The following is a 10,892-nucleotide window of genomic DNA, read 5'->3' as shown; positions in this document are numbered from 1 at the left end:
GAATGACCCTTTTGGCCGTGTTCCCGGATGGAGCCCCAGCCAGCGCGTGGGCCTGTTTGTAGATACCCAGAACCTCTACCACTCCGCCCGCGATTACTATGGGCAAAACGTTAACTTTGAAAGCCTGATGCGCTATGCCATCGGCAACCGTCAACTGATGCGGGCCACCGCCTACGTGGTCGAGCGCGAACACGACACCTCGGCCTGGCCTTTCATCTACAAGCTTTCCACCATCGGTTTCCGGGTGCGCCGGATGAATCTAACCCTGAAGGAAACCACCGACGAGGGCAAGCCCATCTACGAAGGCAACTGGGACATGGGCATCGCGGCCGATATGGTGCGCCTGATGCACACCCTGGATGTGGTGGTGCTGGGCAGCGGCGACGGGGACTTTGTGGATATTGTGGAAGTGCTGATGGAGCGGGGCATCCGGGTCGAGGTAGTCTCCTTCAAGGAGACCACCTCACAAAAGCTGATTGATGCCGTAGACCGCTTTATCCATCTGCCCGAAATCGAAAACGCCTTCGTTCCCAACAAAGAGCGGGAACGAACCTTGATTCCCAGAACAGAGTAGGTATATAACAACTTTCACAGCATGACCCTGGACGATTACGACTACCACCTGCCGCCAGAACTCATCGCCCAGAGCGGCGCCGAGCCCCGCGACTCGTCGCGGTTGATGGTGATTGACCGCAAAACGGGTCGGATCGAGCATCGGATTTTCCGCGAACTGACCCTTTTCCTCAAGCCCGGCGATGTGCTGGTGCTGAACGAAAGCAAGGTTATTCCAGCCCGAACCTTTGCGACCAACCCCCACGGAACTCCCCTTGAGGTCTTGCTGGTGCGGGAAATCCCCCCTTCCCCCCTCAGTCAGGGGGGTGGCTCGGCCAAGTCTGGGTCGGGGGAGTTGTGGGAGGCCCTGCTCAAACCGGCCAGGCGGGCCAGGGTAGGCTCCAGGCTGACGTTTCTGGATGGCCTCGAGGCCACGGTTGAAGCTGTGCAAGAGGATGGAACTCGGGTGCTGTGTTTTGCGGGAAATGTATGGGAGCACCTGGAAAAAATCGGTAAAACCCCCCTTCCGTCCTATATTCATGCCCCGGTAGACCCGGCCCGCTACCAGACCGTCTATGCCAGAACCCCTGGTTCGGTGGCGGCCCCCACCGCAGGGCTACACTTTACCCCCGAGCTGATGGACACCATTCGCAGCCTGGGGGTGGAGATTCACTATGTCACGTTGCACGTGGGGCCGGGCACTTTCAAGCCCGTACACGACGACCCGGAAAAGCATGTGATGCACCTCGAGCCCTATGAGGTCTCCTCCGAAACGGCTGATGCAGTAAACCGGGCTAGAGCCTCCGGACGGAGGGTGGTGGCCGTCGGAACCACCGTGGTACGGACGCTCGAGACGGCCTACTGCTCGGAGCTTGGAGGGATAAAGCCAGGTGGCGGCGAGACCCAGTTATATATTCGCCCAGGATTCCAGTACAAGGTGGTAAACGCGCTGATTACCAACTTCCACCTGCCCAGATCCACCTTGCTGATGCTGGTCTCGGCCTTTATGGGCCATGAGCTGATGATGCGGGCCTACCAGACCGCCACTGCCGAGCGCTACCGGTTCTACAGCCTTGGCGACGCGATGCTAATTTACTGAGCCCGCAGGCCGCTCGCTGTCTTTAGTCGGCTCCCTCCATCTGGCCAGAGCCAGGGATCTCGAGGCCTTCGCTTTTGAAACGGGAGCCTGTTTGGGCAGGAAGGCCAGGGCTTTTCGACCCGCTTCATCCAGGCTGGGGTCATGCATGGGACGACTGAACCAGCCAGGCTTTTCCTTTTACTTTCTGCCTCTGCTCGTTCCACTATTGCCATCAGCCGTTCCCGGATTCTGCACATAGCTTAGTCCCGGCTTCCGGGTTATTTAGGGAACACACCCTGTTCAGGCTCATGCGGCTTGACTGGCGCTGTGGGAGATCAGGTGGTACTCCCAGGGCTTCCCGCTGGGTGCCCCGGAGTGGGTGGAGGCGTGAAGGCACCCCGCCCTTCGATGCGCTTCTCGGGTTTGATCCGCCCTCGAGTCGCTGGTGGACTCGTAATAGACCAGCTGGACAGAAATGACTTTTTGCTGTAACCGTGTGCTGGGCACAATCCCCAGGCGATTGCCGGTTCATCCCCCCAGGGTATTTGCTCGAACCGCTTAGAAGAGGTAGTTGACCCCAAACCGAACCTGGATTCCAAAAGCGGTTCCGTAAATGCCGGTGGCATCGCTGGCCAAATAGAGGGTCGGAACGGCTTCGGCAAACAAGCCCGCGTCGCTGGCGGTACTGTAGTTGACCCCCGCCAGGCCCCGAATCCCAAAAATATTCAACGCCCCCAGGCCTACCCAGTTACCCCCAATCCCACCGTAAGGCATCAGACGACCTGCGCCAACTGGGAAAAGCAGGTCTGCCCCCAGCTCGAGGAAATTCGGACTCACTCCAATTCCCACACTGGCCCGGGCCCCAAAGCCGCCACCGAAATCATAACTCCCGGTTTGCAACATCAGACTGGTGAGCGGGGTTCCTTCCACCCACTGAAACACCAGGCTGGCCCCGGCAAAAGGCTTGGAACTTTGTGCGAAGGCAGCCAGGCCCCAGCACAGCAGCAGCAGAACCACCAGACGTGTGACCATTGTCCCACATTCTATTGGGATCCCGCTGGGAAAGTTGGGCTTATCTGGTCAGAAAAATGTTACATAAAGATTTCATTAGCAAGCCTTAAGACTTTCTTCGAGCCTCCCTCCCTACACTGCGAAACATGAGCAAATACCTGTTACTTGTGGTGCTATTGACCCCGCTCCTGGCCGCTTGTGGCCAGAGCATCTTCCGTCCCCCCAGCCAGCCGCCGTCGAACCCAGCCCCTCCATCCCCCCCACCCCCTCCCAGCACGTTCAGTATGTCCGCTACCCCCAGTCCCATGAACCTGGTACGAGGCAGTACAGGCCCCCTAACTGTGACCATCACGTTTAATGCCAGCAATCTGACCAGGGTGCGCCTGACCTGGGTGCCTAATTCCCAGGGGGTCACCTCGAGCCCCAGGGAGATCGACGTAACCCCCAGCAACAACACCGCCCAGTTTCAGATTACCAACAACGCCAGCCCCAGCGAGGCCCGGCCCTTTTTCTATATTTACGGCTATGGCTGTACCAGCAACGGCTGCGCTGGGCAAGAACAACGTAGCGTCGAGGTGCGCACCAACTAGAGCGGTTCTCCGAAAGAATTGTGCGATCCCTTGCTGGATTTGTCCGACGCACCGGGGGCTTTTTCGAGGCTTTGATGTGGGTTTGCTGGCAGCGCCAACATGGCTGATCCCTCGACGGTTGTGTACCGTGTCCCTGCACGCCGCGGGTGCGAAGTGCACAAGCCAGGAATTGCCTTATTCTGGGGTTTACGTCCGCGCGGCTTCGTTGTCATACCACCGAACGTATCGCAAATTCCTTACGTGGAGATACATAGCAGGAACACCAAATCTACATGCCGGGGCGGTGTCTGTATAGGGCGCGGTCAGCATACAAAAGGTTCGAGGAGCAGTTTGTCTGCTCCTCTCGCCCTTGTGGTGGATTTTAATTGATGGTTCCCAGCGCACCCTCGAGTTCCAGATCCTGTGTATTGCCACCCCGGACATACAGGCCCCGCCAGGCATCTTCGGTGGTGAAGCCTCCATTCAGGCTTACATCGGTACCAGGCTTGATGAACTGGCGCAACGGGCCAGTGCCCGAGCTGCGGTCGCCAGAAACAAAGGGGCCATCCCCGTAAAGATTGGTCTCGAACCAGCCATCGCCGTCGGGGTCTCTGGCAGCATCATACCGCACCCGGATGTTGTTGAACTGAATGGTGCGGCGGGTGCTGGAATTGCCACCATTGGTTACCAGGCTGGGACAGTCCAGGCTCGAACACGAGGTAGCCGGGTTCTGGATGTCAATACCAATGCCCGCACCGCTAAACTGCACCAGGGCCCTGGTCAGCCCGCCATCCCACTGCTCATAACCCCCCACCTGCCCCGAAGGACGAATGCGCCTCGAGGCTCGAGTGGTCTGTGCCAGCTGCTGTCCAATGGTTTCCTGGTTGATCTGCTGGCCGGTGCGGGGGTCGGTGCAGACATTGCTGAAGAAGGGGGTCTCACCCTGGTTGGAACGGGCCGCCCCAAAGTCGCCTTTGAAAGATAGTTCAGCCAGTCGTTCCCCAGTGCGCCAGCGGGTCGCCACCACCACCACCGTGTGGAAACGGGCACAGACCCGCTGCTCGGTGCTGGTCTCGGAGTGGAGGTTGATGTACCAGCCGATCTCACCATCGCGCACCGCGAAGCCCTTGAAACCCTCCGCGCGCTCGGCCTGGTTGTTGGTGTAGCGGGCCGTATACAGGAAGGCGGCCTGATAGCCAATCAGGCCGGGGTCGGAGTTGTGCTCGTGGCGGTAGTAGCACCAGTAAACCGGGTCAATTTGCGGGTGCCAGCCCTGGTAGGTCTCACCGTCTGGGCCTCTAGCCACCCACACGCCATCCAGCCAGGCCGGGCAGGTGGTGTTGGGCACGGGCCGTTCGGTAATGCCGCTGGGCAATGCCGGTTCAGCCGAAGGCTGCCCGTTGCCCTCGGCCAGCAAGACCCAGTACTCGCCCCGACCTTCCGGGGAACCCAGGGTGATCTCGCCTGCCCGGAATGTGCGGGTAAAGGTGTTGAACCTTCTGCCATCGGCGGCGGTGGTTTCGCCCCGGCTCCAGCCCGAGAGCCACAGCGCGGAGTTTTCCCAGGCCACCACCACCGTGGCATCGCGGGTCAGGGTCAGGCGCAGCCAGTCCGAGCGGTTGGAGCTGGAACCGGGCGCGTCCAGGATGTCCCAGTTTGCATACTGGGTAAAGCGCGGTCCCGAAGCCTGGTTGGGGTTGTTGGGGTTGCGGTTTTTGTCGGCCTGACGGGGCCAGTAGCGCAGACCGCCGTAGCTAGCGGACAGGCGCCCGTTGCTTTCATTGACTACCAGGTAGCGGCTGATCAAGGTCAGGGGCAGGTTGGTAGGGTGTTTGGTCAACGGCTCGGCCAGAAAAGGGCCATTGGAACTATCGGGGGTGGGGTTGTCGGTATATTCGCCACCGCCACAGGCCCCCAGAAACAGCCCCAGACCCCCTAGCAGCGAAAGCATCTTTATTCGTTGCATCTGATTTCCTCCCGTATGGCCTGCTCGAGTTGTAACCAACCCTTAGCCACCAAAGTACAAGGACTTCCGACCGTTACTTTTCTGGATTAACCACAGCTTAAGAACTGGAACCAGACGGACTCAGAAATCCCTAACCGAACTCACAAATGGTTCGTCCAGGGCGTTACATTCTTAAGAGCGAACCGTGGGCTTGACTGCAAACTGGCTTTGTGAGTAACGCCCTGTGAGGAATGCGTAGAATACATGAGCGCATGGACGGCCATCTTTTCTTCCAGAGCATCGCCCGTCAGATCAAAACACTGGATCATTACCGAGCTGCCGATCTCCAGGCGCGGGTGCACCGTTACCTGGGCGACCTTTGGGCCGGTTTGCAGGCGGTCTATCCCAGGGCCGAAACCGTGGCCGAACGGGTGGCCCAGGTCATCGGCCAGAACCTGGCCCAGCGCCCCCAGGACTTGCAGGCCCTGGATCTGCAACGCATCCACACCCCGGACTGGTTCCTCCAACCCGACCTGCACGGCTATATCGCCTATGTAGACCGTTTTTCGGGTACGCTGAGGGGGGTAGGCGAACACACTGACTATCTGAAGGAACTGGGCATCAAATACCTGCACCTGATGCCCTTGCTGCTGCCCCGTAAGGGCGAGAACGACGGGGGCTATGCGGTAGCCGACTACCGCCAGGTGCGGCCCGATCTGGGCACCATGGACGACCTCCAGGAGCTTTGCACCCAGCTCCGCCTCGAGGGCATCAGCCTTTGCCTGGATCTGGTGCTCAACCACGTGGCCCGCGAACACCCCTGGGCGTTATCAGCACGCCAGGGCGACCCCAGGTACCGCAACTATTTCTACATCTATCCCGACCGCACAATTCCCGACGCTTTCGAGCGCACCCTGCCCGACATCTTCCCCGATTTTGCCCCCGGTAGCTTTACCTGGGACAACGAGGTGCAGGGATGGGTCTGGACCACCTTCAATAGCTGGCAGTGGGATGTCAACTGGAGCAATCCCGAGGTATTTCTGGAATACCTCGACGTGATCTTGTGGCTAGCCAACCGGGGCGTGGAGGTGTTCCGCCTCGACGCCATCGCCTTCACCTGGAAGCGCATGGGCACCCACTGCCAGAACCAGCCCGAGGTGCATGCCCTGACCCAGGCCCTTCGCGCCGCCGTGCGTATTGCCGCACCTGCCGTGGCCTTCAAGGCCGAGGCCATCGTGGCCCCCGAAGACCTGATTGCTTACCTGGGCACAAACGAACACTACGGCAAAGTCAGTGAACTGGCCTACCACAACACCCTGATGGTGCAGGTCTGGTCGAGTCTGGCCAGCCGCGACACCCGGCTCTTTACCCAGGCCCTGATGCGCTTCCCCCAGAAGCCCGCCAGCGCGGGCTGGACCACCTATCTGCGCTGCCACGACGACATCGGCTGGGCCGTCTCCGACACCGACGCAGCGGCGGGAGGGCTCAACGGGGCTGCCCACCGGCGCTTTTTGTCCGACTTCTACAAAGGCGAGTTTAAGGGGTCTTTCGCCAGGGGGATGCACTTCCAGGAGAACCCCGTGACCGGCGACCGGCGCACCTCGGGCAGTGCGGCCAGTCTGGCCGGGTTGGAAACTGCGCTGGAATCGGGCAACCCCCGCCTGGTCAACCAGGCCATCGAGCGCATCCTGATGGCCCATGCGGTCTTCATCGGCTACGGCGAGGGCATCCCGCTGATTTACATGGGCGACGAGCTGGGGATGCTCAACGACTACGACTACGTGCAAGACCCCGCCCACAAGGACGATAACCGCTGGCTGCACCGGCCCCGAATGGACTGGGCCAAAGCCAAAAAGCGCACCCGGGAAGGCACGGTGGAACACCAGATTTTCCAGGGGATCAAGGGGCTGCTAGAAGCCCGCGCCCGTACCCGCCAGCTCCACGCGGCCTTCTCGACCAGGCCCCTCTGGCAGCCCAACCCCCACCTGCTGGTCTTGAAACGTGAGCATCCCGAGGGCACCCTGGTGCAGGTTTATAATTTCAGCGAACAAGACCAGGCCCTGCCCTGGGAAACTCTACGCCAGGAGGGTATCGTGCAGCCCTACGACCAGATCACCCAGGCCCCCGGCCCGGCCTACCTGAGGCCCTTTGCCCGGCTGTGGCTGACGCAACATCAAGCATAAGGAGCTTTCAAAATGGAATGGTGGAAAACCGCAACCATCTATCAGGTCTACCCCCGCAGCTTTCAGGACTCCAACGGCGATGGCATCGGAGATTTGCCGGGTATCCGAAGCCGCCTGCAATACATCCGCGACCTGGGCTTCGACTGTATCTGGCTCTCGCCCTTTTACAAATCGCCCATGAAGGACTTCGGCTACGACGTGGCCGACTACTGCTCGGTAGACCCCATCTTCGGCACCCTAAAGGACTTTGACCAGCTGCTGGAAGACACCCATCGGCTGGGCATGAAGCTGATTATTGACCTGGTGCCCAACCACACCTCCGATCAGCACCCCTGGTTCAAGGAGTCGAGGTCGTCTCGCGACAACCCCAGGCGCGACTGGTACGTATGGCGCGACCCCAGGGCCGATGGTTCACCACCCAACAACTGGCAAGCCTACTTCGGTGGGCCCTCCTGGACACTGGATGCAAAAACCGGGCAGTACTATCTGCACCAGTTTTTACCCGAACAGCCCGACCTCAACTGGCGCAACCCCGCAGTGCGCTCGGCCATGTACGAGGCGATGCGGTTCTGGCTGGACAAAGGGGTAGACGGCTTCCGCATTGATGTGCTTTGGTTGTTGGTGGAGGATGCCTTGTTCCGCGACGAGCCGGACAACCCTCAGTACAAACCCGGCGAGATAGACCGCTTCCGACATATCCACATCTACCAGGAAGATCAGCTCGAGACCCGCGAGATTGTGCAGGAGATGCGTTCAGTACTGGATGAGTATCCAGGGCACCGGGTGATGGTGGGGGAAATCTATCTGCCCTACCACCAGCTCATGCCCTACTACGGCACCGCAGAAAAACCTGGCTGCCACCTGCCCTTCAACTTTCACCTGATTTTCCGGGGTCTGCACAACTGGAGCGCCGACAACATCCGCGTTATTGTGGAGGAGTACGAGGCCAGCCTGCCGCCTTTTGCCACGCCCAACTGGGTGCTGGGCAACCACGACCAGCACCGCCTGGCCACCCGCATCGGGCACGCCCAGGCCAGGGTAGCCGCGATGATGCTCTTTACCCTGCGCGGCTCGCCAACCTGGTACTACGGCGACGAGATCGGGATGGTAGACGGGGTTATTCCGCCAGACAAGGTCCAGGATCCTGCCGCGCTGCGGCAAAAAGACAGTGCGGGTGAACACGGCCTAGACCCTGGCCGTGACCCCGAGCGCACCCCTATGCAGTGGACGGGCCATGCCTTCGCGGGTTTCAGCACCCTGGCGCCCTGGCTACCGGTAACGGCGGACTACCCGGAACGCAATGTGGAGGCCCAGGACGCCGACCCGGAGTCCATGCTGACCCTGGTACGAACCCTGCTGGTTGTGCGCAAGGGAACACCGCCGCTGCTGGAGGGCGGCTACCAGACCTACAAGGCTCCCGAGGGCGTTTTCGCCTACCTGCGTGGCGGCGAGGTGCTGGTGGCGCTCAACTTCACCAGCCAGCCTAAGGCGCTCTTGCTGCCGGGCGGCGAGGTTCTGCTCTCGACCCACCTGGATCGCTATGGCCGCACTGGTCAGACCCTCGAGCTTCGCCCCAACGAGGGGGTTGTGGTTCGACTATGACCCGGGTGCTCTTCGTCTGCATGGGCAACATCTGCCGCAGCCCCATGGCCGAGGGCATTCTGCGCCGCAAGCTACACGAGCGCGGCCTGGAAGGGCAGCTCGAGGTAGACTCCTGCGGAACCGGAGGCTGGCACCAGGGTGAGCCTGCCGACCCGCGCACCGAACAGGTACTGGCCAGGTATGGCGCGGGTTTCCCGCACACCGCCCGCCAGGTTCGCGCCGAAGATTTGACCTATTATGACCACGTACTGGTAATGGACAAAGAAAATCTGTGGACTCTCGAGCAGATGTTTCCCCAGCACCAGGGCAAGGCCCGTCTGTTGCTGGACTTGAACGGCGGGGGCGAGGTGCCCGACCCTTACTACGGCAATCTGCGGCATTTTGAAGCAGTGTACAGGATGCTAGACCAGGCCCTGGAGGTGTTTCTGGAAACCCAGGCAACCCACTGATACCGATCTCGTGAGGACTAACATCCAGGTTGCTTGAATGAACCCATACCAGAATCGCATTATTGCGAGCGTCGGGGGAGTGTAAACCAGGTATCGGAGGAACCAGTTGCAGACCACGACCGCTTTATGTAACGCTATCCCGGTCAAATTCGCCTCGGCCTGACCATCCAGACTTCTATACTGAAACAGGCTACCCCGAGGGCCGCCGTCCAGACACCGCCTGCTACAATGAGGGTTGCTCTCATTCCCCTCGGGGTAACCTGCACTTTTCCCGCGCCTGCGCTGTATGGATGGCAACTTCGACCTTCTAGGCCCCATCGAAATCTTGCAGCTGCTCTCGCAAGCTGGGCAAACGGGGGCGTTCAAGGTTCCGGGCGGTGAGGTGTATCTGGAGCGGGGTCAGCCTGTTCACGCCCAGTACAAAGGCAAAGCAGGGAGCGATGGTCTATTGCAGATTCTGGTTCTCAAGGAAGGCAAGTTTCGCTTTCTGAGTGGCGAGCGGGCCAAGCAGTCGAGCCTCGAGGGCTCTCTCGACAACTACCTGCTCCAGGCTATCCGCTTTATGGACGCTCGCCTCGATTTGAGCCCCTTCGACCAGGTACAGCTTACCGATGCCAACCGCACCACCCACCTCACCCTCTCGCCCGACGAGTTCGAGTTGTTGCGGCACATGGGTAAGCCCATTAGCCTGTTCGACCTCTCGGCTATCAGCGGGATTTCCAGCGATCTGGTCAACCTCAACGTGAGCCGAATGGCCCGTCTGGGCCTGGCTCAGATTACCTTTCGCACCCCCCGCACGGTTCGTCTAATGGTAGGTCGCCTGGAAGGCTCTGTGGGAGCACGCCTAGATACCCAGCTGTTGCGGGTCTGGCGCAACCACTACGGCCCCTTCAGCCAGATCGAAGTGCGCACCGAGGAGCGCATCCTGCAACTGCCCGTCGAGGCCAAAAGCCACATTGGACCGCAACTACTGCTCTCTTCCGATGTCTTGTTCTTCCACAACTTGCGGGTTGGGCAAGAGGTGCTGGTCTGGCCTGCCTTATAAGCAGTCATCCTCCAGTCACGCTCACCTGGATAGCCTCTATATGTCGCGAATGGGCGATCCAAGGAGGTAAGGGTGAGACGCATCCATGTCAACCGACTCGGCGTATGGGCAGCGGTTATTCTCTCAGCCACCGGGCTGGCAGCCGCAGATGTACGCATCTCGAGCTATGGCTACAACTCCAGCATGACGGTAAACGCACCCAACCTGTTTGGCGTCACGGTAGAGAACCTCGGCCCCGATCCTGCAACCGCAATCAGCCTCAAAGCCACCCTGCCCACCGGAGCCGAACTGGTTCCCAGCGCGGGGTGCTCTCAAGCGGCCAGTGTGGTGACCTGCACCCTACCCAATCTGGCCACAGGCCGCAGCACAACGCAGACCGTGCGCTTCATTCCGCGCAACGTAGCCAAGGTGCGGGTGGAGTTCGAGGTTCAAAGTAGCGACGATAACAACCCAGCCAA

General features: G+C 60.3%; 10 protein-coding genes. 8 read left to right on the top strand and 2 right to left on the bottom strand.

From position 1 onward, the window contains the following. Window positions 1-46: 46 nt before the first annotated feature. Together Q0288_RS07550 and queA are read left to right on the top strand one after the other, a co-directional pair. On the top strand, window positions 47-574 hold the full coding sequence (locus Q0288_RS07550; RefSeq protein WP_299429287.1) for an NYN domain-containing protein: 528 nt from the start codon (window positions 47-49) through the stop codon (window positions 572-574). A 21-nt stretch (window positions 575-595) separates the two neighbouring features. Next, entirely contained in the window at window positions 596-1,651 is a 1,056-nt protein-coding gene (gene queA / locus Q0288_RS07545) for a tRNA preQ1(34) S-adenosylmethionine ribosyltransferase-isomerase QueA (RefSeq protein ID WP_299429286.1), read from the top strand. Window positions 1,652-2,188: 537 nt separating this feature from the next. Here the strand turns inward: queA and Q0288_RS07540 are convergent. Then, window positions 2,189-2,662, bottom strand: a complete 474-nt coding sequence (locus Q0288_RS07540) for a hypothetical protein (RefSeq protein ID WP_299429285.1) — start codon at window positions 2,660-2,662, stop codon at window positions 2,189-2,191. 125 nt (window positions 2,663-2,787) lie between these two features. On the opposite strand from Q0288_RS07540, the gene Q0288_RS07535 reads away from it, so the two are divergent. Continuing rightward, a complete protein-coding gene (locus tag Q0288_RS07535; protein WP_299429284.1) occupies window positions 2,788-3,231 on the top strand; it encodes a hypothetical protein in 444 nt (147 codons plus the stop codon). 361 nt (window positions 3,232-3,592) lie between these two features. Here Q0288_RS07535 and Q0288_RS07530 read toward each other — a convergent pair whose 3' ends face one another. Continuing rightward, window positions 3,593-5,176, bottom strand: coding sequence for a hypothetical protein (locus Q0288_RS07530; protein ID WP_299429283.1), 1,584 nt, complete (start codon window positions 5,174-5,176; stop codon window positions 3,593-3,595). 230 nt (window positions 5,177-5,406) lie between these two features. Between Q0288_RS07530 and Q0288_RS07525 the strand changes: the two genes are divergently transcribed. The 5 genes from Q0288_RS07525 to Q0288_RS07505 form a co-directional block, all read left to right on the top strand. After that, complete coding sequence (locus tag Q0288_RS07525) at window positions 5,407-7,338, top strand: alpha-amylase family protein (protein ID WP_299429282.1); 1,932 nt, start codon at window positions 5,407-5,409, stop codon at window positions 7,336-7,338. A 12-nt stretch (window positions 7,339-7,350) separates the two neighbouring features. Continuing rightward, the gene (locus tag Q0288_RS07520; RefSeq protein ID WP_299429281.1) at window positions 7,351-8,940 is read left to right on the top strand and encodes an alpha-amylase family glycosyl hydrolase; all 1,590 of its coding nucleotides are present in this window, start codon (window positions 7,351-7,353) and stop codon (window positions 8,938-8,940) included. Beyond that, window positions 8,937-9,389 (top strand): low molecular weight protein-tyrosine-phosphatase, encoded by a 453-nt coding sequence (locus Q0288_RS07515; RefSeq protein WP_299429280.1) that lies wholly within the window; start codon window positions 8,937-8,939, stop codon window positions 9,387-9,389. The genes Q0288_RS07520 and Q0288_RS07515 overlap by 4 nt, the downstream gene beginning before the upstream one ends. 286 nt (window positions 9,390-9,675) lie before the next feature. After that, entirely contained in the window at window positions 9,676-10,434 is a 759-nt protein-coding gene (locus tag Q0288_RS07510) for a DUF4388 domain-containing protein (protein WP_299429279.1), read from the top strand. A 72-nt stretch (window positions 10,435-10,506) separates the two neighbouring features. Beyond that, window positions 10,507-10,892: hypothetical protein (locus tag Q0288_RS07505; RefSeq protein ID WP_299429278.1), on the top strand; the 386-nt coding region annotated here is incomplete at its 3' end.

Source organism: uncultured Meiothermus sp. (assembly GCF_937863175.1).
GTDB lineage: Bacteria > Deinococcota > Deinococci > Deinococcales > Thermaceae > Meiothermus.
The sequence above is the reverse complement of the archived record's forward strand: the minus strand, read 5'-3'. Positions and strand labels throughout refer to the sequence as shown.